This is a genomic window from Mesorhizobium sp. NPDC059025 (assembly GCF_042739655.1).
Lineage (GTDB): Bacteria > Pseudomonadota > Alphaproteobacteria > Rhizobiales > Rhizobiaceae > Mesorhizobium.
In genome coordinates, this window is sequence record NZ_JBHYIM010000003.1 from 380,577 (window position 1) to 404,013 (window position 23,437).

Here is a 23,437-nt window from a genome sequence, read left to right on the forward strand (position 1 = left end):
ATGAGAGGACCATAATGGCCGCACCCGGCGAGAACCTGCGCATAAATCCCGATCGTCTATGGGAGAGTCTCATGGAGATGGCCAAGATCGGCCCGGGCGTTGCCGGCGGCAACAATCGCCAGACACTGACCGACGCGGACGCGGAGGGGCGGGATCTGTTCAAACGCTGGTGCGATGCGGCGGGTCTCGAGACCGGCATCGACCAGATGGGCACCATGTTCGCCCGTCGTGAAGGCACCGATCCCGACGCACTGCCTGTCTATGTTGGTTCCCATCTCGATACGCAGCCGACCGGTGGTAAATATGACGGTGTGCTCGGCGTGCTCGGCGGGCTGGAAGTCGTTCGCACGCTGAACGACCTCGGCATCAAGACCAAACATCCGATCGTCGTCACCAACTGGACAAACGAAGAGGGGGCGCGTTTCGCGCCGGCCATGCTGGCGTCAGGCGTCTTCGCCGGCGTGCATACGCTTGACTATGCCTATTCGCGCAAGGATCCCGACGGCAAGAGCTTCGGCGACGAGTTGAAGCGCATCGGCTGGCTGGGTGACGAAGAGGTCGGCGCACGCAAGATGCACGCCTATTTCGAATACCACATCGAGCAGGGGCCGATCCTCGAAGCCGAGAACAAGCAGATCGGTGTCGTCACGCACGGGCAGGGTCTGTGGTGGCTCGAATTCACGCTGACAGGCAAGGAAGCGCATACCGGTTCGACGCCGATGAACATGCGTGTCAATGCCGGGCTTGCCATGGCACGCATCTTCGAGATGGTGCAGAAGGTGGCGATGGAAAACCAGCCAGGTGCCGTTGGCGGCGTCGGCCAGGTCAAGTTTTCGCCCAATTCGCGCAATGTGCTTCCAGGCACTGTGGTTTTCACCGTCGACATCCGTTCGCCCGAACAGGCAAAGCTCGACCGGATGCGCGCTGCGATCGAGACCGAAGCGCCCAGGATAGCCAAGGAACTGGGTGTTGGCTGCTCCGTCGAGGCGGTCGGCCATTTCGACCCCGTCACTTTCGATCCGACGCTGGTTGCCCGGGTGCGTGCCGCGGCTGAAAAGCTCGGCTATTCGCACATGAACGTTATTTCCGGCGCGGGCCATGATGCCTGCTGGACGGCAAGGGTTGCGCCTTCCACAATGGTGATGTGTCCTTGCGTCGACGGGCTTTCCCACAACGAAGCCGAGGACATCTCCAAGGAATGGGCCGCCGCGGGTTGCGATGTGCTGTTCCATGCGGTGGCGGAGACTGCGGAGATCATCGAATAAGGCGACTTGGAGGACAAGCCATCGATCTCCGGCCAAGATCGATGCACTTATTGTCCAAAGACGCCTGATCTGAATCACTTACCGAACGCAGCTCACAAGAAGCGCGAACGAAACGAGGGAACTGAACATGACCAGAGTGATCAGGAACGGCACCGTCGTCACGGCCGATCGGACGTGGAAGGCCGATGTGCTGATCCAGCACGGCAAGATCGTGGCGATCGGCCAGAACCTGCATGGTGACCACGAGTTCGATGCCACCGGATGCTATGTCATGCCGGGCGGCATCGACCCGCACACCCATCTCGAAATGCCGTTCATGGGCACCTATTCGGCCGACGACTTCGAAAGCGGCACGCGTGCCGCCTTGTCTGGCGGCACCACCATGGTGGTCGATTTCTGTCTGCCTGCGCCGCAGCAGTCTCTGCTCGAGGCGCTGCAGATGTGGGACAACAAGACTTCGAAGGCCGCTTGCGATTTCTCGTTCCACATGGCCGTCACGTGGTGGGGCGAGCAGGTCTTCAACGAAATGAAGACCGTCGTCGACAAGGGCATCACCTCGTTCAAGCACTTCATGGCCTACAAGGGCGCGCTGATGGTCGACGACGACGAGATGTATGCGTCGTTCCAGCGTTGCGCCGAACTTGGAGCACTGCCGCTGGTGCATGCCGAAAACGGCGATGTGGTTGCGGCACTTTCGCAAAAACTGCTGGCGGCGGGTAACAACGGGCCGGAGGCGCACGCCTATTCACGTCCGCCGGAGGTCGAAGGCGAGGCCACCAATCGCGCCATCATGATCGCCGACATGGCCGGCGTGCCGCTCTATGTCGTGCACACCTCTTGCGAACAGGCGCATGAAGCGATCCGGCGCGCGCGCCAGAAAGGCATGCGCGTCTACGGCGAGCCGTTGATCCAGCACCTTGTGCTCGACGAAACCGAATATTTCAACAAGGATTGGGACCATGCCGCACGTCGCGTGATGAGCCCGCCCTTCCGCAACAAGCTGCACCAGGATTCGCTGTGGGCCGGCCTGCAGGCAGGCTCGCTGCAGGTGGTGGCGACCGACCATTGTGCCTTCACCAGCAAGCAGAAGCGTTTCGGTGTCGGCGACTTCACCAAGATCCCGAACGGAACCGGTGGTCTCGAAGACCGCATGCCGGTGCTGTGGACGGCGGGCGTGAACACGGGCCGGCTGACCATGAACGAGTTCGTGGCGGTGACGTCCACCAACATCGCCAAGATCCTCAACATGTATCCCAGGAAGGGCGCCATCGTTGAAGGCGCGGATGCAGACATCGTTGTGTGGGATCCGAAACGCAAGAAGACGATCTCATCGAAGAGCCAGCAGTCGGTGATCGACTACAATGTGTTCGAGGGCTACGAGGTGACGGGCCTGCCGCGCTTCGTCTTCTCGCGCGGCGAACTCACCATCCAGGAAGCCGAGGTGAAGACCAGAGCCGGCCACGGCGAATTCGTTGCACGGGAACCCAACGGCGCGGCCAATCGGGCGCTGTCGACCTGGAAGGAGATCACTTCGCCGCGCAAGGTGGAGCGCACCGGCATTCCAGCGACGGGGGTGTGAGTTTGCGGCGGCTTTTCTTCGTGGCTGCAGCCGTGCTCGTGGCGGCGCCGGCTCTCGGAGCCGGCATCGATCTTGCGAAACCCTATGGCAACAAATCGGGCTGCATCAACAGGAATGGGCAGCAGGTCTATGCCGAGGATATGCTGCTGGTCACCAGGACCGATCTGGTGACGGCCGCCAGCGCCTGCACCATCAAGGAAACCAAAGCGAACAGCGATGGCTCCCTGCTTTTGAAGACCGAATGCGAGGCCGAAGGCGAAGAGGGCAAGGCGCCGGCGGATTTCGTTCTCAAACCAAGCCCGAAAAACAAAAAGAAGCTTATCGTGACCGATGATAGCGGCTTCGTCATGGGGGAAGTGTCACAGTGCAAATGACTGCCGTAAAGCCAGCCGTCGTCGCGGCAAGCAAACTCGGCCTTACCTTCCAGACCAACGATGGACCGGTCCAGGCGCTTTCCAATGTCGATCTCACCATCGGAAAGGGCGAATTCGTCTCCTTTATCGGGCCCTCGGGTTGCGGCAAGACGACCTTCCTGCGCGTTATCGCGGACCTCGAAAAACCGACCTCCGGTTCGATCACCGTCAACGGCATGACCCCTGAACAGGCCCGCGAAAAGCGGGCCTATGGTTATGTGTTCCAGGCGGCCGCGCTGTTTCCGTGGCGAACCATCGAACGCAACGTCGCCTTGCCGCTGGAAGTCATCGGCCTGCCCAAGGCTGAGCAAGCCGAACGCATCAAGCGCACGATGGAACTGGTCAATCTGGCCGGGTTCGAGAAGAAGTATCCTTGGCAGTTATCGGGCGGCATGCAGCAACGCGCCTCGATCGCGCGCGCGCTCGCTTTCGACGCCGATCTGCTCCTGATGGACGAGCCGTTCGGCGCGCTGGACGAGATCGTGCGCGATCATCTCAACGAGCAATTGCTGCAGTTGTGGGCTGCCACCAACAAGACCATCTGCTTCGTCACCCATTCCATCCCGGAGGCGGTCTATCTCTCGACCCGCATCGTGGTGATGTCACCGCGCCCTGGCCGCGTCACCGATGTGATCGAGTCGACGCTGCCCCGCGAGCGCCCGTTGGACATTCGCGAGACGCCGGAGTTCCTGGCCATTGCAGCGCGGGTCCGCGACGGGCTGCGCGCCGGTCATTCCTACGAGGACTGACCGGGCATGGATACATTTCGCTCCAAGATCATCCCGGTCAGCACGATCCTGCTGATCATTGTCGCCATCTGGTATGCCGGTGCGGTGTGGATGAACGCGCCGTTCCAACGTGACATGGACAGCCGCAACAATGTCGCGCCGGGCACGATGGAATTCATCGGCAAGACGCTGTCGCAACCCAAGCCGACGCTGCCGGCGCCGCATCAGGTGGCGCAGAATTTCTTCGAGAACACGTTTGCGCGGAAGATCACCAGCAACCGCAGCCTCGTCTACCATGCCTGGGTGACGCTCTCCTCGACGCTGCTCGGTTTCGCCTTCGGCACGGCACTTGGGATCGCGATCGCCGTCGGCATCGTGCATGTGACAACGCTCGATCGCAGCCTGATGCCGTGGATCATTGCCTCGCAGACCATCCCGATCTTGGCGATCGCGCCGATGGTGATCGTGGTTCTGGCGGCCGTCGGCATCACCGGCCTGATCCCGAAGGCGCTGATCTCGACCTATCTTTCGTTCTTCCCGGTCGCCGTCGGCATGGTGAAGGGCCTGCGTTCGCCCGAACTCATGCATCTCGACCTCATGCACACCTACAATGCCAGCCGTTCGCAGACCTTCTGGAAGCTGCGCGTGCCGGCCTCTGTGCCATTCCTGTTCGCCTCGATGAAGGTGGCTGTGGCGGCGAGCCTCGTCGGCGCCATCGTCGGCGAATTGCCGACAGGGGCGGTTGCGGGCATAGGCGCCAAGCTGCTCGCCGGCGCCTATTACAGCCAGACCATCGACATCTGGTCGGCGCTGGTGGCAGGCTCCGTGGTGGCCGCGCTTCTGGTCGCTCTGGTGGGGCTGGCCGGGCGTCTGGTCGATCGCGCCATGGGCGGGAGGCCGGCATGAGCGCGTTGAAACCATCCTGGCAAGCCATGCTCGCGGTTGCGCTGTGCCTCGTGGCGTTGGCACTCGGCGCCATGAGTGCGCCGGAAGGGGCTGCCAATGCGCAGCCGACAGCGACGATCGGTTATCCCTACATGGGCACCAAAGGCCCGATGTATGGCATCGTTGTTCTCGCTGGGGTGCTGTCCATGCTTGCGTTTGCCCCGGCGCTGCAGGCATTGATCCTGTTCGCAGGCTCGACGGTCGCCGCCCTCATGCTGCTGCACGGCATAACCGGTTTCGAAGGTACGGCGCGCGCGCCATACTACCTTTTGCTCGCCGCCACCTGGTTGCTTGGCTGGCGTTGCGTGGCAGTGCTGTCATCAATCAAGTCGTCGCAACGCTGGTTGTCGACGGCATTGAAGCTCGCCGTTCCAGCCCTGTTCGGCATCTGGATCCTGATCCTGTGGGAAGCAATCACGCGCGGCGCCGGCATTCCGTTCATCCTGCTGCCGCCGCCAAGTGCAGTCGGTGCGCGCATCGTCAATTCGTTGCCGGTCTTATGGGCTGACGTGAACCAGACGATCTTCCGCTCCGTGCTGATCGGCTATGCACTGGGCTGCGCCAGCGGCTTCATCGCGGCCATTCTCGCCGACCGCTTCGTTTTCCTGCGGCGCGGGCTGATCCCGATCGGCAACATGGTCTCCGCGCTGCCGATCATCGGCGTGGCGCCGATCATGGTGATGTGGTTCGGTTTCGACTGGCACTCGAAGGCGGCCGTGGTCGTCATCATGACCTTCTTTCCGATGCTGGTGAACACGGTAGCCGGGCTTGCGGCCTCTGGGCACATGGAGCGCGACCTGATGCGCACCTATGCCTCGAATTACTGGCAGACACTTGGCAAGCTCAGGCTGCCGGCGGCAGCGCCTTTCATCTTCAATGCGCTGAAGATCAACTCCACGCTGGCGCTGATTGGTGCCATCGTCGCCGAGTTCTTCGGTACGCCGGTGGTCGGCATGGGTTTCAGGATATCGACCGAGGTCGGCAGAATGAATGTCGACATGGTCTGGGCCGAAATCGCAGTTGCAGCGCTCGCGGGTTCGGTTTTCTATGGCGTGGTCGCGCTCATCGAACGAGCAGCCACGTTCTGGCATCCGTCTGTCCGGGGAGGTTAGGCGGAGAAGAATAAGAAGGGTTTGGGTTCAACTTCAGAGGGTAAGAACATGAAAAGAACGATTGTTTCGATGCTGGCGGCCGGCATGTCGCTGATCGCCTTCCAGGCGATGGCCGAAGACAAGGTGACGCTGCAGCTCAAATGGGTCACGCAGGCGCAGTTCGCCGGCTACTATGTCGCCAAGGACAAGGGCTTCTATAAGGAAGAAGGGCTCGATGTCGAAATCAAGCCGGGCGGCCCGGATATCGCGCCGGAGCAGGTGATCGCCGGCGGTGGCGCCGACGTCATCGTCGACTGGATGGGCGGCGCGCTGGCTGCCCGCGAGAAAGGCGTCGGGCTGGTCAACATCGCGCAGCCCTTCAAGAAGGCCGGCATGGAACTGGTCTGCCCGAAGAACGGGCCGATCAAGACCGAAGCCGATTTCAAGGGACGCACGCTGGGTGTCTGGTTCTTCGGCAACGAATATCCGTTCTATGCCTGGATGAACAAGATCGGCCTGAAGACGGAAGGCGGCCCGGACGGTGTGACGGTGCTGAAGCAGAGCTTCGACGTGCAGCCGTTGATCCAGAAGCAGGCCGACTGCATCTCGGTCATGACCTACAACGAATACGGACAGGTTCTCGACGCCGGTTACAAGCCGGAGGACCTCATCGTCTTCAACTATACCGCGATGGGCAACGACCTGCTTGAAGACGGGCTCTATGCGCTCGAGGACAAGCTGAAGGATGCTGCCTTCGAGGACAAGATGGTGCGTTTCGTGCGCGCTTCGATGAAGGGCTGGAAATACGCGACGGAAAACACCGACGAAGCCGCCGACATCGTCGTGGAAAATGGCGGTCAGGACGAAAACCACCAGAAGTTCATGATGAAGGAAGTGGCCAAGCTCATCGACAATGCCGATGGCAAGCTGATCCCGGAAGCTTACGAGCGCACCGCAAAGGCGCTGCTCGACCAGAAGATCATCGCCAAGCAGCCCGAGGGCGCCTACACGACCTCGATCACCGACAAGGCGATAAAATAGCACGCTGTATTGTGAGAAGTTCGAAAGGGGCGGGAAACCGCCCCTTTCATTTTTCGAGAAGGCTTAGCGCTGTTCGCGGATGTCGGTCAGCGTCCTGGCTGGCGTGATAGCTTCGGGGTCGAGCTTCACCTCGATGATGGACGGCTTTCCGCTGGCGCGTGCGCGTTCGAATGCAGGGGCAAATTCCTCCGTTTTCACCACCGTCTCGCCATGGCCGCCATAAGCGCGGGCGAGTGCTGCGAAATCCGGATTCCTGAGATCGGTGCCTTCGACGCGGCCGGGATATTCGCGTTCCTGATGCATGCGGATGGTGCCGTAGATGCCATTGTTCACCACCACGGTGATGATCGGCAGGTCGTATTGCACGGCGGTGGCGAATTCCTGCCCATGCATCATGAAGCAGCCGTCACCTGCGAAACAGACGACTTCACGTTCCGGGAACACGCTCTTGGCCGAGACGGCGGCAGGCAGGCCATAACCCATCGAACCGGAGGTCGGGGCGGCCTGTGTGCCGTAACGGCGGAAACGATGGAAACGATGCACCCAGGTGGCGTAATTGCCCGCGCCATTGGTCAGGATGGCGTCCTCGGGCAGCACGCTTTCGAGATAGTCCATGATCGGGCCCATGTGCACGGCACCCGGGCCTGTCTTCGGTGTCGTCGACCATGCGAGGTAGGCGTCGTGCAGCTTGGCAGTCTCCGCCGCCCATGCAGGTGCAGCCTTGGGCCGGCGCCTGGCGAATGCTTCGACGAAAGCCGCCGGCGACGCATTGATGGCCAGTGTCGGGCGATAGACACGGCCGAGCTCGTTGGCGTCGGCATGCACATGCGCCAGTGCCTGATCGGGATAGGGGCTTTTCAGGATGGTGTAATCCGAGGAGGGCATTTCGCCCATGCGACCGCCGATCAGCAGCACGACGTCGGCTTCCTTGATCGCGTTGCCGAGCTTGGGATTGATGCCTATGCCGACATCACCCGCATAGTTTGGGTGAAGGTGGTCGAACAGCATCTGGCGGCGAAACGAGCAACCGACCGGTAGCGCCCAGTTTTCGGCGATGGTCTTCATGTCGGTAACGGCGTCCGGGCTCCAGCGGGTGCCGCCGAGGATAACGAAGGGGCGCTTGGCGGTGCCGAGCAACATTTCAAGCGCGTCCAGCTCCGCCGCGCCCGGATAGGTTTGGACAGGCGTGAAAGGCAAGGCCTTCGGCGCGTCCACGTCGCTGACCAGCATGTCTTCCGGCAGGGAGATGACGACCGGGCCGGGCCGTCCTGAAGTCGCGACGGCAAAGGCTCGCGTGACCAGTTCGGGGATGCGTTCGGCGCGGTCGATCTCGACGACCCATTTGGCGATATCGCCGAAGAAGCGTTTGTAATTCACCTCCTGGAAGGCTTCGCGCTCCCGCGCATGCCCGGCGATCTGGCCGATGAACAGGATCATCGGAATGGAATCTTGCATGGCGATGTGCACGCCGGCCGACGCGTTGGTGGCGCCGGGCCCGCGTGTGACGAAGCAGATGCCGGGCTTGCCGGTCAGTCTGCCCTGGCAGTCTGCCATCATCGCTGCGCCACCTTCCTGGCGGCAGACGATGGTGCGGATCGGGGAGTCATAAAGCGCGTCGAGCACGGCGAGGTAGCTCTCGCCAGGAACGCAGAAAATGCGGTCGACGCCGTTGGCTTCCAGCGCCTCGACGATCAGCTTACCACCGGTCTTCATCGGTCCAGTCACTCCAGTTCGGCAAGGATTTCAGCGGTGTGTTCGCCCAGGCGTGGCGAGGGGCGATCATAGACGAGCGGCGTGACCGGCATCACCATCGGTGCGCGTACGGATGGCAGGCTGTTGCCGTGGCCATCGTCAAGGTCCAGCCGCATGCCGCGGGCGATCGCCTGCGGATCCTCGAACATCTGGCCGATGTCGTTGATCGGACTTGCCGGCACGCCGGTGGCTTCCAGCTTGGCCAGCAGGTCGTCGCGCGTGAACCTGGCGAGTGCGGCCAGCATGTATTCGCGCAGCCTGACGCGGTTGGCCACGCGCGCGGCGTTTGTGGCGAAATCGGCATCGCCGGGCAGGCCATCCAGTCCGGCCACGGCGCAGAACTTCGCAAACTGGCTGTCGTTGCCGACCGCAAGGATGAAGTGGCCATCTGAAACCGGCAGCACCTCATAGGGCGCGATGTTGGGATGGGCATTGCCCATGCGCTGGGGTGGCGTGCCGGACACCAGGAAATTGAGGTTCTGGTTGGCGAGCACCGAGATCTGCGAATCGAACAGCGCCATGTCGACATGCTGGCCTTGGCCGGTCGCTTCAGCGTGACGCAATGCGGCCTGGATAGCGATGACCGAATAGAGCCCGGTGAATATGTCGGTGACGGCGACGCCGACTTTCTGCGGCTCGCCGTCGGGGGCGCCGGTGATGGACATCAGACCGGACATGCCTTGGACGATGAAGTCGTATCCGGCGCGTGGAGCATATGGCCCCGATTGGCCGAAGCCGGTGATCGAGCAATAGACCAGCCTGGGGTTGATCGCCTTCAGGCTCTCATAGTCGAGACCGTACTTCTTCAGGCCGCCCAGCTTGAAGTTCTCGATCAGCACATCGGCCTTGGCGACCAGCTTGCGCACCGTCTCGGCTCCCTCCGGCGTCGAGAAGTCGACGGCGATGGAGCGTTTGCCGCGGTTGCAGGCATGATAGTAGGCAGCGGAAAGGTTCTCGCCATTCTTGCCTTTGACGAAGGGCGGACCCCATTTTCGAGTGTCGTCGCCCTCGGGACTCTCCACCTTGATGACATCTGCACCGAGATCGGCCAGCATCTGTCCCGCCCAGGGGCCGGCGAGGATGCGGGCGAGTTCGATGACACGCACGCCGTTCAGGGGAGAATTGGCCATGAAACACCGCAGGTTTGTTTGGTCGCGCTGGCTCTAGCAATACGTGCGCTTCGTGTCACGGTTCTTGCGATGGACCAGCGCAGCAATTGACAGGAACTCAGTGCGAAACCGTGACCTTGTCCGCCCAGGTGACGAAGTCTTCCATGATGATGTTTCGATTCACCTCGTTCAGGCTTTCATGCCGCGTTTCGGCGTAAACCTTTGAAACGAGATTCGAAAAGCCCATCCCGCGCATTCGGCCGGCGAGCTGTTCGACTGCCTTGCCTCCGCCGGTTGCCGGGTCCTTTTCACCTCCGGCGAGATTGACGGGCAGGCTCCTGGCTATGCCTGCAAAGCGGCTGTCGTCGGCGCCGTTGAAGATGAAGCCGAACAGGTCGCGCCACAGCGATACCGAGGCGTCCCAGCCACACAAAGGATCGGCAACATATTTGTCGACTTCGGCCGGGTCGCGCGAAAGCCAGTCGAACAATGTGCGATGTCCTGGCACGGCCTTACCCCAGGCCTGGAAGGTGAGCCGAGGCAACAAGCGCGATGGCACGTCGGAACCCAGCCGGAACCTTTCCCAGGCCAGGATGGCGAGCGCTGCGCGGCCGCTGATACCGGCGGTGAAATTGGCGTTCCAGATCGCGGCGCCTTGTATGCGCGTCGAATGCTTCTGGACGAAGTTGAGTGCGACCAGCCCGCCCATCGAATGACCAAAAGCGATGACCGGGAGCCCCACATGTTCCGCTGCGATGTGATCGTGAACGGCAAGCACATCGGCAACGACCTTGTCGCCGCCGTTCGGATCGCCGAACTTGCCGAGTGGAGCATCGGGGGCGGTGGTGTAACCGTGGCCACGATGGTCGTGCGCATAGGTGTGATAGCCGCGAGCGGCGAGGAAATCGGCGAAGCCAGCATAACGTGCGGCGTGTTCGGCGAGGCCGTGGCTGATCTGCACAACACCCCGTGCCTTGCCTTCCGCACTGCGCGCATAAAGATTGAGCGATGCACCGGTGGGTGAAGCAAGGGCGCGCTGGTCGCTGAACGGCATCGTCTTCTCCTCCCCTGGCACGGTTGAATCCGCGCTCATGACATCGTCAGCCTTTTGTTTGCGCCCGCAGCCGTTTAGCGTCAATCAGCCATCATGATACCGCTGGGGAAAGAGCGGCAGCACATGCATCGCAATTCTGACATGTCGGTCGGGCAGATGCGCAATACTTAACGAGAGGGATTTGTGCATGCGGACTTGGCTTGGTCTTGGAGCGATGCTCGGCGTTGTCGTCATGATGGGGGTGGCTCAGGCGGAAACGAAACTCGACGGCACCTTCGTGGCGGACGCAGCCTGTCCGGCGACCCAGTCGATCAAGAATGGCAATAACCCCGGCAACGTCGGCACCGAAGCCGGGCAGAGCTATGACCTCATCGCTGGAAACAAGGACGAGCCGACGCACTATATGATCCGCGTGCCTGGGGCTGATCCGGAGCGGCGCTGGGTCAAGGTGAGTTGTGGTCACCTTGCGGGTGCCACTGGCGCGCCAACTGCTCCCGCAGCTCCCGTGGAGCCGGTCGCACCGCAGAAGAAGGCGGCTGCCGGCAAGCCTGAATACGTCTTCGCGATCTCCTGGCAGCCGGCCTTCTGCGAGATCAAATCGAGGAAGACGGAATGCCGTACCATGACGGATGCGAGCTTCGCGGCGACGAACTTCACCCTTCATGGCCTGTGGCCGCAGCCGAACGGCAATTTCTACTGCGGGGTAAGTTCGGCTGATCGTGCCAGTGACAAAGGCAACTGGCGGGACCTGCCGGCAGTCAATCTCGACAAAGCGACACGCGCCGAACTCGACAAGGTGATGCCGGGGACCGCTTCGCAGCTGGACCGGCATGAATGGATCAAGCACGGCAGCTGCTATGGCAAGGACCAACAGGCCTATTTTGCCGACGCACTGGCGCTGATGCGGCAGGTCAATGCGTCACCGGTGCGCGCGTTGTTCGAGAAGAATATCGGCGAAGAGCTGACGGCCAACCAGATCCGCGATGCCTTCGACAGCGCTTTCGGCAAAGGCACCGGTGATCGTGTGCGCGTGGCCTGCTCTGATGATCGGGGCCGGCGCATGATCGGCGAACTGACGCTGGGCCTTGCAGGGCCGATCGGGCCGAACAGCTCGTTGAAGGATCTGATGCTGGCTTCGGCACCGACCGACAATGCCGGTTGCCCGCGCGGCGAAGTGGATCGGGTGGGATTGCAGTAGGTTATCCAAGCCTGCTTCCGTTGCAGGCCGGAGGCATGCCGCCAGTTCAAGCCACCATCGGCAGCAGGCGGCGGACTTCGACGAGCAGGTCCGGGATAGCCTGTTCGTCATTTGACAGATGTTTCAGGAGATATTTCTGGAACAGTCCGTCGAAAACGGCATAAAGCGCGGCAGGCGAAACCACCGGCTCCTTGCCGCCGAGTTCGGCATAACGCGAGGCGACCCGCCACACCATGTCCTCGAGGCTCTGGTCGATCTCGGTGACGTCCTCACGGAAGACGTCCTCGAACAGCGCCTGCGCGCGCAGGTCGTACCATAGCCGGTGCATGCCGGATTCTTCCCGCAGCGTCTCCGCCAGCTTGAGCAGGAAACCTTCGAGCAGGGCTTCGCGTGTCTTGGCGGTGGCCGTGACCTGATCGTAGCGGGTGACGCATTTGGCCTTGTAGTGGCGAACGCAGCAACTGATCAGATCGACCTTGTCGGTGAAGTAATAGTGCAGTACGCCGTGCGTGAAGTCAGACTTCTGAGCGATCTCGCGCAGGCTGGTGCGTGCATAGCCAAGTTCAGCCAGAGTCTCGAGCGCTGCCTCGGCCAGTTCCACGCGTCTGGCCGTGAACTTGTCGATGCGCAGGCGTTCGGCACCGCGTGGTGTCCGCACCTTTTCCATCACCTGGTCAGCCATGGCTGCTTTCCTAGCTCCGACCGCTGAAAAATACCAGCGGGCATCGCTGAAATAAGTTTGCCTCTGCGTCAATAGTCTTTCCCGATATCGTAGACCGTAACACGCTGGGAACGCACAAAAGCTTCCGCGACTTTGCCTGGCGACCATCAAAACCATTTGCCAGGCCGAGGTGACTTGCTAAAGAAGAATTCCGGCTCACGTCCAAAAAGGAACTGATCATGCCGGATTTCTCGACTCTCATTCTGTTTGCGGGCGCGGCGCTTGTGCTGACTGCGACGCCTGGCCCTGACATGCTGCTGATTGCCTCCCGAAGTATCAGCCAGGGGCGCTCGGCCGGCTTTCTCACCTATGCCGGAATTGCAGCTGGTACTTATTGTCATGCGTTGGCGGCGGGCCTTGGGCTGTCGCAGCTGTTCGTGGCCGTGCCTGTCGCCTATGAAATCGTGCGCTGGGCTGGCTGCGCCTATCTTCTGTATCTGGCCTACAAGACATTGCGCAGCGAGGGGTCTGCCTTTGCGCCTTCCACTGCGCTCCGGAAAATTTCCGACAGGCGGATATTCACGGAAGGGCTGCTTACCAATCTGCTCAATCCGAAAGTGGCATTGTTTGTGCTGGCGCTGTTTCCGCAATTCGTGAATCCGGCTCACGGTTCGCTGCTTTTGCAAATGGTGGTGCTGGCCACGGTGCTGAACGGCATAGGTTTTTTCGTGAATGGCGCCGTGGTGATGCTCGGCAGTAGGATTCAGCGCTCCCTTTTCGGCTTTCGCAGATTTCCCAAGCTTCCCCAATATCTCCTGGCGACGGTCTTTACCGGACTGGCGGCTCGTCTGGCGCTGGGAACGCGGAACTAGCAGGTTGTCTTCAACCTGCGGCGGACCTTGGAGGAGCGCCAGGTCTGTGCGTCTTGACCCGGTGATGAAGGCCAGACGCAAAGTCGGCCTTCATCGAAACGCATCATAACAAAACCGGAGCGAGCTGTCGGAAGCAGGGCTGTTGGTTCGTCCTTGGGATGAATCACGAACAACCGCCGCGAGAAGAGCTCCAATGATTCCAACCATTACGGCGTTCGCCATGTCACCTGACGAGGGGCAGGGGCACGCACGCGACATGCGCTTGCGCTGGGCCTTCGAAGAAGTGGGGCAGCCTTATGACGTTCGGCTCGTTTCTTTCAAGCAGATGAAGCAGCCGGCACATCTGGCACTCCAGCCTTTCGGGCAAATCCCGACCTATGAAGAGGGTAATCTTACCCTGTTCGAGAGCGGGTCTATCATCCTTCACCTTGCGCAGCGTCGTTCTGGTCTGTTGCCGAACGACCCCAATGCCCGGGGCCGCGCGATCACATGGATGTTTGCGGCACTCAACACGATGGAACCGCCGATCGTCGAGCTCGAACAAGCACCCTATGTGGCGGGTGACAAGCCCTGGCTCGGCGAACTTGTGCCCATGCTTGAAGACCGTGTCAGAATACGGCTCGGCGAGCTATCGAGACGGCTTGGTGACGCCGACTGGCTGGATGGAGAATTCAGCGCAGGCGATCTGATCATGGTGACGGTGCTGCGCAGGCTTGATGGAACAGGTCTGGTGGAGGAATATCCGAACCTTGCCGGCTATGTCGCCCGCAGCAAAGCCCGTCCGGCCTACAAGCGTGCTTTCGAGGCTCAACTGGCGGTTTTTGTCGCTGCGTCGAACGCCTGATGAAGGCGTCACGGGCGATCATTCTCCCGTCGCTACTTCGAAACCTTCGTCCAGCCATCCGACAAGTCCGCCAGTCATGATCTTGACCGGCCTGTCTAGGTCCGCGAGGCGAAGCGCACCGCGAGCGGCGCCATTGCAATGCGGACCAGCGCAATAGGTGACGAAGATGGTGTCTTCGCTCCATTGCTGCATCTTGGAGGCGATGATCTTGCGATGTGGCAGGTTGATCGCGCCCGGCACATGGCCCTTGGCGTAGAGGGCAGGGCTGCGGACATCGAGCAGCACGAAATCCGTGCCCTGGCTCATTGCCTCGTGAACATCCCAGCAATCGGTTTCGAACTCGAACTCGCTGGCAAAGTGTTCCCTGGCACGGTCGCTGGCGGCAGGCCTGGTTGCTGTCACGGCGGTGGGCATGGCGATCTCCTGTTGTGATGGCTGTTTATCCCGTGCCAGGAGATCACCTTGCAATTGGCGTGAATGACAATATACGTAAAGATCATGCCAAATACCTCCCCTACTTCGGGCCCACTCGTCGTTGCGCTGCTCTACGATGGCCTGTGCACATTCGAGTTCGGGATCATCGCGGAGATTTTCGGCCTCGCACGGCCGGAGATGGGGCCTGGATGGTATCGCTTCGCCAGTTGCCCGGTCGACGACGGGCCATTGCGTGCTCATGGCGGTTTCACCCTGGTGGCCGATGCCGCACCAGACTTGATCGAGCAGGCCGACATCATCGTCGTGCCTGGCTGGAAGGGCGCCGAGGCTCCGGTTCCCGAGCAACTTTGCCGAAGACTTCGCGACGCACATGCCCGCGGTGCGCGTCTGGCTTCGATCTGTTCAGGAGCCTTTGTGCTGGCAGCGACCGGTCTCCTCGATGGCGGTACGGCAACCACGCATTGGCGTTATGCGGGTGAGCTTCGCCGCCGCTATCCGGAAATCGAAGTCGATGACACCTCGCTTTATCGCGATCATGGCCGCATCTTCACCTCCGCGGGCAGTGCCGCAGGCATCGACCTCATGATCGAGATCGTGCGGCGGGATTTCGGTGCGGCCGCTGCGAACTCGGTCGCGCGGCGGCTGGTGATGCCGGCACACCGCGCCGGTGGGCAGGCGCAATTCCTGGAGCGCCCCGTGCCGCAACGCAAAAGCGCGGAGATCGCACCGCTGCTCGACAGGTTGCGGGCCAGTCTGCAGTTGCGCTGGACGGTCGAGGAGATGGCCTTGGAATGTTCGATGAGCCTGAGGACCTTCCTGCGCCGTTTTACAGAGGCGACCGGAACGTCACCCGGCGAGTGGCTGACGGAAGAACGCGTCGCCTGGGCCAAGCAGCTTCTCTGTCAGCAGCGCCTGAACATGGATGCCATCGCGGAAACCGTCGGCTTTGGCAGCGCCCATACGCTGCGGCATCATTTTCGCAGGCAGATGGGCATAAGCCCGACCGAGTATCGCGCGCGTTTCATCGCCGAGCCGGTGTGACGCAGGCCCTCCAGCCGGCGGTGTCGTCAGGTTGCGTGGATACGGTCGAACATCCGCACCAGATCGGCGAGCGTCCGTGTCCCCATTTTCCGCATCAGGTGGCTGCGACGCACCTTGACGGTGATTTCGCTGACTTTCAGTTCCGCTGCGATCTGTTTGTTGAGCAGTCCCTGGACGACCAGCCGGGCCACATCCTGTTCTCCCGGAGACAGGGTTTTCCAGCGCTGCTGCAGTTCGGCTTCGGTCACATCCTTGAGACGCCTGATCTTGTCGATCTCGATGCCGCGCTGAATGGCATCCAGCAGATCCTGGTCACGAAACGGCTTGGTCAGGAACTCGATCGCGCCATCCTTCATCGCCTTGACGCCCATGGCAATGTCGCCATGGCCTGTGATCATGATTGTCGGCAAATGCAGGCCCAGGCCGGTCATATGGGAGAGAAAATCCATGCCGCTCTGACCCGGCATGCGGACGTCGAGCACCAGGCAACTCGGTGCCTCAGCCAGATCGGTGTTCAAGAAGTCCTGCACGGAGCCGAAGGACCGGGCGCGAAGCGCGACGGAGGCAAGCAAATCCTCAAGCGATTCACGGACCGAGCGGTCGTCATCGACGATGTAGACGATCGGTTCCTCATCAAGATGTCCGGACGTATGGCCATTCATTGCTTCGGACCTCCGGCAACCGGCAGGCTGAACGAAAGCACGGCGCCACCTACTTCATTCGGCTCTGCCCAGATGCGACCGCCATTGGCTTCGATGATCGAGCGGCTGATGGTCAGCCCCAGTCCGATGCCATCTTTCTTCGTTGTCCAGAAGGCGTCGAAGAGATGTTCCGCTTCGCCGGCGCGCAGCCCGATGCCGGTATCGGCCACCGAGAAACGGATCCTGTCGTGGCTGTCGCTTTCGGTGGTGATCTCCAGCTCCCCGGTCTGGCTTGAAGAGGCCGCAATTGCCTCGACGGCATTGAGCACCAGATTCCCGACCACTTGCCCGATCTGGACGCGGTCGGCCAGCACCATCGGCAGGTTCTCCGGAAGGTAGAGCCTGAGCGCGATGTCGTGGCGGTCGATCTGGTCATGCGCGAGGCCGACAATCTCGCGGACAAGCCCATTGAGGTCGAAGGGGGTTTTCTCCGACGCTTTGTTGCTTGCCAGCCCACGCACGCGCGTGATTACCGCGCTCGCTCGGTTTGCCTCCTCGACAATCCTGTCCACGGTTCGGCGGGCGCTTTCGATGTTGGGTGGATCCTGAGCCAGCCAGCGCTTGCAAGCGCCGGCGCTTGTGACGACCGCCGCCAGCGGCTGGTTGACCTCATGGGCAATGGAGGCGGTCAATTCGCCAAGGCTGGTGACGCGTGCCATGCGCAGCAATCGTTCGCGGCTCTCATGGGCGGCTGCTTCGGCGTTCACGAGCTTCAGCGACAGATATGTGGTCACGCCGATGGCCACGATGCTGATGGCGGTGTTGACGACGCCCACCTCATAGGCACCGGAATGGGTGAGGGCGACACTCAACAGCGTCAGCGCGATACAGACGCAGGCCAGCACAACGACACTGCGCGCAGGCAGAACGCGGGTCGCAAAAAGGATGACGGCCGTGTAGAAAACCGCGGCTGCGATCGCATAGTCGGTCACGGTGTCCGCGACGAAGATGGCCGCGATCGCCACCAGAAGCGCTGCCGCGACGAGCAACTGGTTGCGCCGCATCTGGGTCCCCCGTCTATTTTCCATCGCTGCGATAGTCCGTCAAAACCCGCATTATGCAAGCCGTGCCGGAGCAAATAGCGGAGCACAGAAGGCGAGGCCCTCAGTCCTTGGTGCTGCCGTCCCAGCTTGCGTTGGAGACGCCGGCCTGTTTGGCGAGATAGGAGGTCACCTCCTCGATCTCATGCGGGTTGACGGCCGTCGAGACAAGAGTGGCCACGATCTCGACCGTATCGTCACCACGATCGACAATTTCGACGTCGCTGACCGGATAGTTCGCCTGTTCCAGGCGTTCGACCAGGAGGTCACGCATGTCCGGCATGGCGTCGCGGCTGGAGAGGATGCTGACTTCGTAGGTCGCCTCTGTGGCTCGGTCATCGATGGGGATGCGGTTGATCATGTTGACGAGCGGCCTCAGCAGCGTGTTGCCAGCAAGCACGAAAACGGTGAGCAGGGCCGCTTCTGCGATCATGTCGGTCCCGGCGCAGGCGCCTACCGCGGCCGAGCACCACAACGTTGCAGCCGTGTTGAGGCCGCGCACATTCATGCCTTCCTTCATGATCACGCCGGCGCCGAGAAAGCCGATGCCCGAAACGACATAGGAAATGACGCGCACGGCTTCCGTCGTGCCGGCGATCCGCTGGGCAAGGTCGACGAAGGCCGCGGCGCCAACCGCGACGAGAACATTGGTGCGCAAACCCGCCGTCCGCTGGCGATACTGGCGTTCCGCGCCGATCAGCGTTCCAAGTACGAAGGCCGCGGCAAGTGCCACGACCGTGTCCAGGAAAGGATAGAAGTCAAACGTCTGCAGGAATTTCATGGCGTTGTCTCAATTGTCCTCGCGCGCATACAAGGCCCTGTTTGCACGCAGATGACGGCGATCCATCGATGATCAGCGTTGCCGTCGCAACATGCGAATGGCAAGACCATGAAGATGCATCGCGTTGCGCATCAGATACACAGATTGCGCGCGTGTGAGCAGGCCGCCGCGTGCAAGGCGCACAGTGATCACAAAGAGCGCGGCACCGGTTGCCGCGAATGCCCAGCACAGATGGCGGTTGGCAAGTTCGAGGAGCCAGCTCGAGCCGGAGTGCACTTTTCCAGTCCGCATGGGAACCTCCGCGATGCGCCCGCAAACGGGCGGGCGCCTGCAGCAATCGACTTTTCGGTGTTGAGATCAGGTTCGGGCGGACCGGCCGCCCGAACCTTTTGTCAGGATCAGAACCACTGGCCGAAGCGGCGGATGTAGATCGTCTTCATTGTCTGCGCGACAATGCAGTAGCTGAGCAGCGTTCCGGCGAGCCAGGGGAAGTACTCCCATGGCAGCGGCTGCAACCCGACCATCGCGCCCAGCGGCGAGAACGGAATGTAGATGCCGAGCACGCAGACCAGTCCGGTCATCAGCATCACGGGCAGGGCGGCCGTGCTCTGGATGAACGGGATCTTCTGGGTGCGCAGCATGTGCACCACCAGCGTTTGCGACAGCAGGCCCTCGATGAACCAGCCGGACTGGAACAGCGACTGCAGTTCCGGCTTGTTGGCGCCGAAGACATGCCACATCACGGCGAAAGTGGTGATGTCGAAGATCGAAGAGGTCGGTCCGATCCAGAGCATGAAACGGCCGATGTTCCTTGCGTCCCACTTTCGTGGCTTCTTGAGGAATTCCTTGTCCATCCGGTCCCAGGGCAGCGACAACTGCGAGATGTCGTACATCAGGTTCTGGATGAGCAGATGGATGGCGAGCATCGGCAGGAACGGAATGAAGGCGCTTGCCACCAGTACCGAGAACACGTTGCCGAAGTTCGAACTCGCCGTCATGTTCAGGTACTTCATGATGTTGCCGAACGTCTCACGACCTTTGACGACACCTTCCTCCAGCACCATCAGGCTCTTCTCAAGCAGGATGATATCAGCGGATTCCTTGGCGATGTCGGTGCCGCTGTCGACAGAGATGCCGACATCGGCGTCGCGCAGTGCGGGTGCATCGTTGATGCCATCGCCGAGGAAGCCGACGGTGTGCCCATTGGCCTGCAATGCCATCAGCACACGCGACTTCTGCAGCGGCGTCAGCTTGGCGAAAATCGTCCGCTCCTCGACGATGCGGCCGAGGGCCGCGTCATCCAGCGTCTCGATCTCGCGGCCGAGAACCGGCTGGCCGGGCTCGAGACCGACCTCCCGGCAGATCTTGGCGGTGACCACCTCGTTGTCGCCGGTCAGGACCTTCACCGTCACGCCATGCTCGGCGAGCGCCTTGATCGCAGGGCCCGCGGTCTCCTTGGGCGGATCGAGGAACGTGAGGAAGCCCTGGACGACCATGTCGTTCTCGTCGGAAACCTCGTAGCGCGTCTTGCGGGCGGCGTTTGTGATCTCGCGTGTTGCCACGACAAGCACGCGGAAGCCGTCACGGTTGTAGGCGCGGGCCATGTCGACAAGGGCGTTGCGCTCGGCTTCTCCAAGCGGACGAACAGCCTTGCCATCCTTGATCGCGGTCGAGATCGCCAGCATCTCTTCCACGGCACCCTTGCAGATCAGCAGGTGCTGGCCGCTGACGTTTTCGACGACGACGGACAATCTCCGGCGCACGAAATCAAACGGCAATTCATCGATCTTCCGGTTGGTTGAGTTTGTCTGGACGATACCCGGGACATGTTCGGCAAACCGGATGACCGCCTGATCCATCAGGTTCTTCACCCCGCTCTGGTGATGGCTGTTGAGCCAGGCGAGCAGCAGGACGCCCTCGTTGCTCCTGCCGTGCACGTCGACATGGTGCTCCAGGATGATCTTGTCCTGCGTGAGCGTGCCGGTCTTGTCGGTGCACAGCACGTCCATCGCCCCGAAGTTCTGGATGGCGTTCAGGCGTTTCACCACGACCTTGCGTCGCGCCATCGCGACGGCGCCCTTGGCGAGGTTGGAGGAGACGATCATCGGCAGCATTTCGGGTGTCAGGCCCACAGCGACCGCAAGCGCGTAGAGCAGGGCCTCGACCCAGTCGCCCTTCATGATGCCATTGATGAGGAAGACGATCGGCACCATTACCATCATGAAGCGGATGAGAAGCCAGCTCACGCTGTTGATGCCGCGATCAAAGGCAGTTTGCGCACGCGAGCCGGAGATGGCCTTGGCAAGCGAGCCGAAATAGGTCCTCGGCCCGGTGGCGACCACAATGGCGGTTGCCGTACCGCTGACCACATTGGTGCCCATGAAGCAGATGTTGGGCAGGTCGAGGAGATCCATCTGGTCATGCGCGACGGCGCCAGCGGATTTCTGCGCGACAGCGCCCAGGGTATCGTACTTTTCGACAGGCAAGGCCTCGCCGGTCAGCGCTGCCTGACTGATGAAAAGATCGCGCGATTCAATGAGGCGGATATCGGCGGGGACCATGTCGCCGGCAGAAAGCCGGATGATATCGCCCGCCACCACCTGCGCCATCGGCACTTCGATAAGATCAGGTTTGGTGTTCGGGCTGACCTGACGCAGGACGGTGGCGGTGGTGCGAACCATCGCCTTCAAAGCCTCGGCCGCCTTGCCGGAGCGATACTCCTGGACGAAGCGCATGACCGCGCTCGTCACCACCATGAGCAGGATGATGGAGACCTTGGTGGGATCGGCGTCCTCGCCGGCCTGCAGCGGCAGCCAGATATCGGTGAAGGCGCTGATGGCGGCCAGCACCATCAACACCAGGATGAAGGGGTTCTTGAACGCCAGCAGGAACTGGACGATCGCATGAGGACGCTTGTCGTGCGCGACCTCGTTGGGGCCGTCCTTGGCCAGGCGTTCAAAGGCCTCGGCGACGGTCAGTCCGTCGAGCCGCCCCTTGAAGTTGGCGAGCGTGGTATCGACGGCGTTCTGCGCTTCGCGCACCGCCCGCATGGACAGTTTCCTGTCCTCTCTTCGGGCGGCCGGAGGCGCACCCTTCAGCATCATGTTCATGGTCTTGGTCCTTGGTGGTTCCGGGAGATCGGGGCGTGGCACAGCGACCGCACGCAGGGAGAGCGCAGGCAAGCTGGTTGGAGCCAGCGATCACGGTGGCTGTTGAAACTGTTGCGGGAAGTCCGCCGCGGATTACTCGGCGGCGGACTGATTTCGTCGCGTGACGGATATGTATAGCGATGGCGTCATTGGCTAATTCCATGACCTCGCGTTTTCCCGGAACGAAAGAATGGCCCCGAGGCGTTCGAAGCCCGAAGGTTCGATGCCATCGGCGGACTGATTTCCGGTGACGGTCCAGCGGCATTCGAGCCGCCCCGAAACAGGGTTCATCCGCCAGCGCACGATCGGCTTCGATACCGCCTGCCGAGGCATGCGGATGACCGGGACGGCTGTTTCGATCGCCGGGTGTGACTGATGGGCAAGCCGGCCCCACGGGCCGATGAGTGCCCGCAGACAGCGATGGGCAAAAGTAATGATTTTCATGTCTCACCTCATTGACGCGCCACCACGGCGTCAAAGGCGAGACCAGGAACTAGTCTCGACCAGACGGCCGCAGCGGCGTGCTTTCTCGACTACTGTCGCTAGGCATGGTTCCAGCTTCCTCTAGGGTCGCGGCAGGGCAGCAGCCCCTTCGCTCGACGGTGACGGCTTACGCCTTGTGCGAGGCCGGCACCAGTATCTTGGTCGGATGGATCGTTATGCTTTGGCATCGGTCGTTTATACCAACGTATATCCGGCGACCGGACGATGCAGCGATCTGTCCGGCAATGCGGACCGCCGATGTCTCGACACGCTGGCTCGGCTTTGCCACGTTGCCGGCATGGAGAATCTTTGCATGAATGACCTGCGGCTGATGCAGGGTCTTGCCCAGCAGGTGACCGCCCTGCGGCCGGAATTGCTCAACGCCGATGCAACCGTTGGTGAACTGGCCTGGGTCTGGGGGAAGGATTTCGACGTCCTCGGCCCGTTCTGGCGGCAGCGGCAGTGGCTCGTCGGTGGCAAGCTGGCTGCGTGGGGATGGGTTCATCTTCCGTACCGGATTCCGCGCGGAGATGGGACCTTTCGCCAGGCCACGGCCGCCAATCTGATCTGGCAGACGCATCCGGATCAGCCGGAGCTGCTGCACGAAATCCTGGACTGGTATGACATGGTCGCCGACGGCGTCGACCGGCTGCTGACGATACAGTCAGCGGACACGAACGCGCAGGCTATCGTCCCCGGGCATGGCTACGTGTTCGATACAGAGGCAGGAGCCGATGATGGATCATGGGTACAATTCAACAGGCGTGAACTGACTGATCTGCCGGAGCCAGTCCTGCCCGCAGGCTTCCGGTTCCTGACGGCCGAGGATGTGTCCCGGGTTGATGCCGTCAAGGCGCATCGCGATGCCTGGCAATCGTCGAGCTTGAGCGAGGCAGCTTTCGGGCGCGTGCAGGGGACCTGGCCGTATCGAGCTGATCTGCACGTGTTGGTCGAGGCGCCCGACGGCACACTGGCGGCGACCGCGATCATCTGGCTGGACGCGGCGACACAGACTGCTGAATTCGAACCCGTGGGAACGCATGGGGATTTCCGTCGGCGGGGACTGGGTACTGCCCTGCAATTGCATGGCATGCATCGGGCAAAAGCCGTCGGCGCCGGGCACATGCTGGTTGCCTGTCTTGGCGCGTCGGCGCACGTTGCTGCCCGCAACATGTACTACGGCGTCGGCTTTCGCGCGTTGACCCGCGACCTGCCGCAGATCAAGGTCGCCCGCCAGCGGGCCTGACCACCACGG

Annotated in this window: 23 protein-coding genes; 12 read left to right on the forward strand and 11 right to left on the reverse strand. The window is 61.6% G+C overall.

What is annotated here, in order from left to right; genetic code table 11:
* Positions 1 to 14 precede the first annotated feature (14 nt).
* The 7 genes from ACFWYE_RS09750 (at position 15) to ACFWYE_RS09780 (ending at position 7,062) form a co-directional block, all read left to right on the forward strand.
* Positions 15 to 1,265, forward strand: a complete 1,251-nt coding sequence (locus tag ACFWYE_RS09750) for a Zn-dependent hydrolase (protein WP_379111033.1) — start codon at positions 15 to 17, stop codon at positions 1,263 to 1,265.
* Between the two features lie 127 nt (positions 1,266 to 1,392).
* Positions 1,393 to 2,844: a dihydropyrimidinase gene (gene hydA, locus ACFWYE_RS09755; protein ID WP_379111035.1), complete on the forward strand. Its 1,452-nt coding sequence runs from the start codon at positions 1,393 to 1,395 to the stop codon at positions 2,842 to 2,844.
* 20 nt (positions 2,845 to 2,864) lie between these two features.
* Positions 2,865 to 3,218 (forward strand): hypothetical protein, encoded by a 354-nt coding sequence (locus ACFWYE_RS09760; protein WP_379111036.1) that lies wholly within the window; start codon positions 2,865 to 2,867, stop codon positions 3,216 to 3,218.
* On the forward strand, positions 3,215 to 4,006 hold the full coding sequence (locus ACFWYE_RS09765; protein ID WP_379068386.1) for an ABC transporter ATP-binding protein: 792 nt from the start codon (positions 3,215 to 3,217) through the stop codon (positions 4,004 to 4,006). Before ACFWYE_RS09760 ends, ACFWYE_RS09765 begins: the two co-directional genes overlap by 4 nt.
* A 6-nt stretch (positions 4,007 to 4,012) precedes the next feature.
* On the forward strand, positions 4,013 to 4,891 hold the full coding sequence (locus tag ACFWYE_RS09770; protein ID WP_379068389.1) for an ABC transporter permease: 879 nt from the start codon (positions 4,013 to 4,015) through the stop codon (positions 4,889 to 4,891).
* Positions 4,888 to 6,042, forward strand: coding sequence for an ABC transporter permease (locus tag ACFWYE_RS09775; protein WP_379111038.1), 1,155 nt, complete (start codon positions 4,888 to 4,890; stop codon positions 6,040 to 6,042). Before ACFWYE_RS09770 ends, ACFWYE_RS09775 begins: the two co-directional genes overlap by 4 nt.
* A 48-nt stretch (positions 6,043 to 6,090) precedes the next feature.
* Positions 6,091 to 7,062, forward strand: coding sequence for an ABC transporter substrate-binding protein (locus ACFWYE_RS09780; RefSeq protein ID WP_379111040.1), 972 nt, complete (start codon positions 6,091 to 6,093; stop codon positions 7,060 to 7,062).
* A gap of 63 nt (positions 7,063 to 7,125) precedes the next feature.
* On the opposite strand, the gene ACFWYE_RS09785 is transcribed toward ACFWYE_RS09780, so the two are convergent.
* The 3 genes from ACFWYE_RS09785 to ACFWYE_RS09795 form a co-directional block, all read right to left on the reverse strand.
* Positions 7,126 to 8,775, reverse strand: a complete 1,650-nt coding sequence (locus ACFWYE_RS09785) for a thiamine pyrophosphate-binding protein (protein ID WP_379111042.1) — start codon at positions 8,773 to 8,775, stop codon at positions 7,126 to 7,128.
* Positions 8,776 to 8,783: 8 nt separating this feature from the next.
* On the reverse strand, positions 8,784 to 9,944 hold the full coding sequence (locus ACFWYE_RS09790; RefSeq protein WP_379068400.1) for a CaiB/BaiF CoA transferase family protein: 1,161 nt from the start codon (positions 9,942 to 9,944) through the stop codon (positions 8,784 to 8,786).
* Between the two features lie 97 nt (positions 9,945 to 10,041).
* Positions 10,042 to 10,977 (reverse strand): alpha/beta fold hydrolase, encoded by a 936-nt coding sequence (locus ACFWYE_RS09795; protein WP_379111405.1) that lies wholly within the window; start codon positions 10,975 to 10,977, stop codon positions 10,042 to 10,044.
* 187 nt (positions 10,978 to 11,164) lie between these two features.
* On the opposite strand from ACFWYE_RS09795, the gene ACFWYE_RS09800 reads away from it, so the two are divergent.
* On the forward strand, positions 11,165 to 12,175 hold the full coding sequence (locus ACFWYE_RS09800; RefSeq protein ID WP_379111044.1) for a ribonuclease: 1,011 nt from the start codon (positions 11,165 to 11,167) through the stop codon (positions 12,173 to 12,175).
* A 46-nt stretch (positions 12,176 to 12,221) separates the two neighbouring features.
* Here the strand turns inward: ACFWYE_RS09800 and ACFWYE_RS09805 are convergent, their stop codons facing one another.
* The gene (locus tag ACFWYE_RS09805; protein WP_379068409.1) at positions 12,222 to 12,857 is read right to left on the reverse strand and encodes a TetR/AcrR family transcriptional regulator; all 636 of its coding nucleotides are present in this window, start codon (positions 12,855 to 12,857) and stop codon (positions 12,222 to 12,224) included.
* Positions 12,858 to 13,075: 218 nt separating this feature from the next.
* Between ACFWYE_RS09805 and ACFWYE_RS09810 the strand changes: the two genes are divergently transcribed.
* Together ACFWYE_RS09810 and ACFWYE_RS09815 are read left to right on the forward strand one after the other, a co-directional pair.
* Positions 13,076 to 13,708 carry a LysE family translocator gene (locus tag ACFWYE_RS09810; RefSeq protein WP_379111046.1) on the forward strand — a complete coding sequence of 211 codons (633 nt, stop codon included), beginning with the start codon at positions 13,076 to 13,078 and terminating at the stop codon, positions 13,706 to 13,708.
* A gap of 193 nt (positions 13,709 to 13,901) precedes the next feature.
* Positions 13,902 to 14,552 carry a glutathione S-transferase family protein gene (locus ACFWYE_RS09815; protein WP_379111407.1) on the forward strand — a complete coding sequence of 217 codons (651 nt, stop codon included), beginning with the start codon at positions 13,902 to 13,904 and terminating at the stop codon, positions 14,550 to 14,552.
* Positions 14,553 to 14,570: 18 nt separating this feature from the next.
* Here the strand turns inward: ACFWYE_RS09815 and ACFWYE_RS09820 are convergent, their stop codons facing one another.
* Positions 14,571 to 14,966: a rhodanese-like domain-containing protein gene (locus ACFWYE_RS09820; RefSeq protein ID WP_379111048.1), complete on the reverse strand. Its 396-nt coding sequence runs from the start codon at positions 14,964 to 14,966 to the stop codon at positions 14,571 to 14,573.
* An 84-nt stretch (positions 14,967 to 15,050) separates the two neighbouring features.
* On the opposite strand from ACFWYE_RS09820, the gene ftrA reads away from it, so the two are divergent.
* Positions 15,051 to 16,028: a transcriptional regulator FtrA gene (gene ftrA, locus ACFWYE_RS09825; protein WP_379111050.1), complete on the forward strand. Its 978-nt coding sequence runs from the start codon at positions 15,051 to 15,053 to the stop codon at positions 16,026 to 16,028.
* 26 nt (positions 16,029 to 16,054) lie between these two features.
* Here the strand turns inward: ftrA and ACFWYE_RS09830 are convergent, their stop codons facing one another.
* The 6 genes from ACFWYE_RS09830 to ACFWYE_RS09855 form a co-directional block, all read right to left on the reverse strand.
* A complete protein-coding gene (locus ACFWYE_RS09830) occupies positions 16,055 to 16,690 on the reverse strand; it encodes a response regulator transcription factor (protein WP_379111052.1) in 636 nt (211 codons plus the stop codon).
* Positions 16,687 to 17,733: a sensor histidine kinase gene (locus ACFWYE_RS09835; RefSeq protein ID WP_379111054.1), complete on the reverse strand. Its 1,047-nt coding sequence runs from the start codon at positions 17,731 to 17,733 to the stop codon at positions 16,687 to 16,689. Before ACFWYE_RS09835 ends, ACFWYE_RS09830 begins: the two co-directional genes overlap by 4 nt.
* Positions 17,734 to 17,833: 100 nt before the next feature.
* Positions 17,834 to 18,550, reverse strand: coding sequence for an MgtC/SapB family protein (locus tag ACFWYE_RS09840; RefSeq protein ID WP_379068430.1), 717 nt, complete (start codon positions 18,548 to 18,550; stop codon positions 17,834 to 17,836).
* Between the two features lie 72 nt (positions 18,551 to 18,622).
* A complete protein-coding gene (locus ACFWYE_RS09845; protein WP_379068433.1) occupies positions 18,623 to 18,841 on the reverse strand; it encodes a hypothetical protein in 219 nt (72 codons plus the stop codon).
* Between the two features lie 107 nt (positions 18,842 to 18,948).
* Positions 18,949 to 21,660 carry a magnesium-translocating P-type ATPase gene (mgtA, locus tag ACFWYE_RS09850; protein ID WP_379068435.1) on the reverse strand — a complete coding sequence of 904 codons (2,712 nt, stop codon included), beginning with the start codon at positions 21,658 to 21,660 and terminating at the stop codon, positions 18,949 to 18,951.
* 192 nt (positions 21,661 to 21,852) lie between these two features.
* Positions 21,853 to 22,143, reverse strand: a complete 291-nt coding sequence (locus ACFWYE_RS09855; RefSeq protein WP_379111056.1) for a hypothetical protein — start codon at positions 22,141 to 22,143, stop codon at positions 21,853 to 21,855.
* 352 nt (positions 22,144 to 22,495) lie between these two features.
* On the opposite strand from ACFWYE_RS09855, the gene ACFWYE_RS09860 reads away from it, so the two are divergent.
* Complete coding sequence (locus ACFWYE_RS09860) at positions 22,496 to 23,428, forward strand: GNAT family N-acetyltransferase (protein ID WP_379111058.1); 933 nt, start codon at positions 22,496 to 22,498, stop codon at positions 23,426 to 23,428.
* Positions 23,429 to 23,437 lie beyond the last annotated feature (9 nt).

Coding starts and splice junctions, on each gene's coding strand:
- ACFWYE_RS09750 (WP_379111033.1), top strand. CDS start 15: ATGGCCGCACCCGGCGAGAACCTGCGCATAAATCCCGATCGTCTATGG.
- hydA (WP_379111035.1), top strand. CDS start 1,393: ATGACCAGAGTGATCAGGAACGGCACCGTCGTCACGGCCGATCGGACG.
- ACFWYE_RS09765 (WP_379068386.1), top strand. CDS start 3,215: ATGACTGCCGTAAAGCCAGCCGTCGTCGCGGCAAGCAAACTCGGCCTT.
- ACFWYE_RS09770 (WP_379068389.1), top strand. CDS start 4,013: ATGGATACATTTCGCTCCAAGATCATCCCGGTCAGCACGATCCTGCTG.
- ACFWYE_RS09775 (WP_379111038.1), top strand. CDS start 4,888: ATGAGCGCGTTGAAACCATCCTGGCAAGCCATGCTCGCGGTTGCGCTG.
- ACFWYE_RS09780 (WP_379111040.1), top strand. CDS start 6,091: ATGAAAAGAACGATTGTTTCGATGCTGGCGGCCGGCATGTCGCTGATC.
- ACFWYE_RS09785 (WP_379111042.1), bottom strand. CDS start 8,775: ATGAAGACCGGTGGTAAGCTGATCGTCGAGGCGCTGGAAGCCAACGGC.
- ACFWYE_RS09790 (WP_379068400.1), bottom strand. CDS start 9,944: ATGGCCAATTCTCCCCTGAACGGCGTGCGTGTCATCGAACTCGCCCGC.
- ACFWYE_RS09795 (WP_379111405.1), bottom strand. CDS start 10,977: ATGCCGTTCAGCGACCAGCGCGCCCTTGCTTCACCCACCGGTGCATCG.
- ACFWYE_RS09800 (WP_379111044.1), top strand. CDS start 11,165: ATGCGGACTTGGCTTGGTCTTGGAGCGATGCTCGGCGTTGTCGTCATG.
- ACFWYE_RS09805 (WP_379068409.1), bottom strand. CDS start 12,857: ATGGCTGACCAGGTGATGGAAAAGGTGCGGACACCACGCGGTGCCGAA.
- ACFWYE_RS09810 (WP_379111046.1), top strand. CDS start 13,076: ATGCCGGATTTCTCGACTCTCATTCTGTTTGCGGGCGCGGCGCTTGTG.
- ACFWYE_RS09815 (WP_379111407.1), top strand. CDS start 13,902: ATGATTCCAACCATTACGGCGTTCGCCATGTCACCTGACGAGGGGCAG.
- ACFWYE_RS09820 (WP_379111048.1), bottom strand. CDS start 14,966: ATGCCCACCGCCGTGACAGCAACCAGGCCTGCCGCCAGCGACCGTGCC.
- ftrA (WP_379111050.1), top strand. CDS start 15,051: ATGCCAAATACCTCCCCTACTTCGGGCCCACTCGTCGTTGCGCTGCTC.
- ACFWYE_RS09830 (WP_379111052.1), bottom strand. CDS start 16,690: ATGAATGGCCATACGTCCGGACATCTTGATGAGGAACCGATCGTCTAC.
- ACFWYE_RS09835 (WP_379111054.1), bottom strand. CDS start 17,733: ATGCGGCGCAACCAGTTGCTCGTCGCGGCAGCGCTTCTGGTGGCGATC.
- ACFWYE_RS09840 (WP_379068430.1), bottom strand. CDS start 18,550: ATGAAATTCCTGCAGACGTTTGACTTCTATCCTTTCCTGGACACGGTC.
- ACFWYE_RS09845 (WP_379068433.1), bottom strand. CDS start 18,841: ATGCGGACTGGAAAAGTGCACTCCGGCTCGAGCTGGCTCCTCGAACTT.
- mgtA (WP_379068435.1), bottom strand. CDS start 21,660: ATGAACATGATGCTGAAGGGTGCGCCTCCGGCCGCCCGAAGAGAGGAC.
- ACFWYE_RS09855 (WP_379111056.1), bottom strand. CDS start 22,143: ATGAAAATCATTACTTTTGCCCATCGCTGTCTGCGGGCACTCATCGGC.
- ACFWYE_RS09860 (WP_379111058.1), top strand. CDS start 22,496: ATGAATGACCTGCGGCTGATGCAGGGTCTTGCCCAGCAGGTGACCGCC.